This window comes from Streptococcus pseudopneumoniae ATCC BAA-960 = CCUG 49455, from assembly GCF_002087075.1.
Taxonomy (GTDB): Bacteria; Bacillota; Bacilli; order Lactobacillales; family Streptococcaceae; genus Streptococcus; species Streptococcus pseudopneumoniae.
Map to the genome: position 1 here is coordinate 1 of NZ_MWSM01000086.1, position 501 is coordinate 501.

Sequence of the window (501 nt, forward strand, 5' to 3'; positions counted from 1 at the left end):
GATAGGGAAGTCGCTTAGCTTTAATCCGCCATAGCTCAGTTGGTAGTAGCGCATGACTGTTAATCATGATGTCGTAGGTTCGAGTCCTACTGGCGGAGTAATTTAGTTAAGAGGTTTAGGCCTCTTTTTTTGTTATGTAATAATAATCTATCTCGTGTTATTAGAGGCGAGACATTTTTCGGCTCTTTGTCAACTGTAGTGGGTTGATGAAAAGCTAATCTCGAGAAAGGGCAAATTTCGTCATTTTTTTTGAAGTTTTTAAAGTTCCGAAAACCAAAGGCGTTGCGTTTGATAAGTTTGATGAGATTATTAGTGACTTCTAGTTTGGCGTTAGAATAGGCTAGTTTAAGGGCATTGACAATTTTCTCGTTATCAGCGTTCCAAACATTCAAAAATAGTTGGGACTTCCCTTAATAAATCTGTTACTTTCTTTTTCAAGATAGCCCAAGCTTGCTCAATAGGATTCAAATCCGGTGAATATGGCGGTAGAGGTAAGAAAAA

The 501-nt window shown here is 37.9% G+C and carries 1 protein-coding gene, 1 tRNA gene and 1 pseudogene; 1 reads left to right on the top strand and 2 read right to left on the bottom strand.

The window, feature by feature from the left end; genetic code table 11:
- Positions 1-24: 24 nt before the first annotated feature.
- Positions 25-98: transfer RNA gene (locus B4W83_RS11965), tRNA-Asn, on the top strand.
- A 147-nt stretch (positions 99-245) separates the two neighbouring features.
- Here B4W83_RS11965 and B4W83_RS14000 read toward each other — a convergent pair.
- Together B4W83_RS14000 and B4W83_RS14005 are read right to left on the bottom strand one after the other, a co-directional pair.
- A pseudogene (locus B4W83_RS14000) lies at positions 246-374 on the bottom strand (transposase); the annotation flags it as partial.
- The coding region (locus B4W83_RS14005) for a transposase (RefSeq protein ID WP_171042143.1) at positions 373-501 on the bottom strand (129 nt) is incomplete at its 5' end. The pseudogene B4W83_RS14000 and the gene B4W83_RS14005, both read right to left, overlap by 2 nt.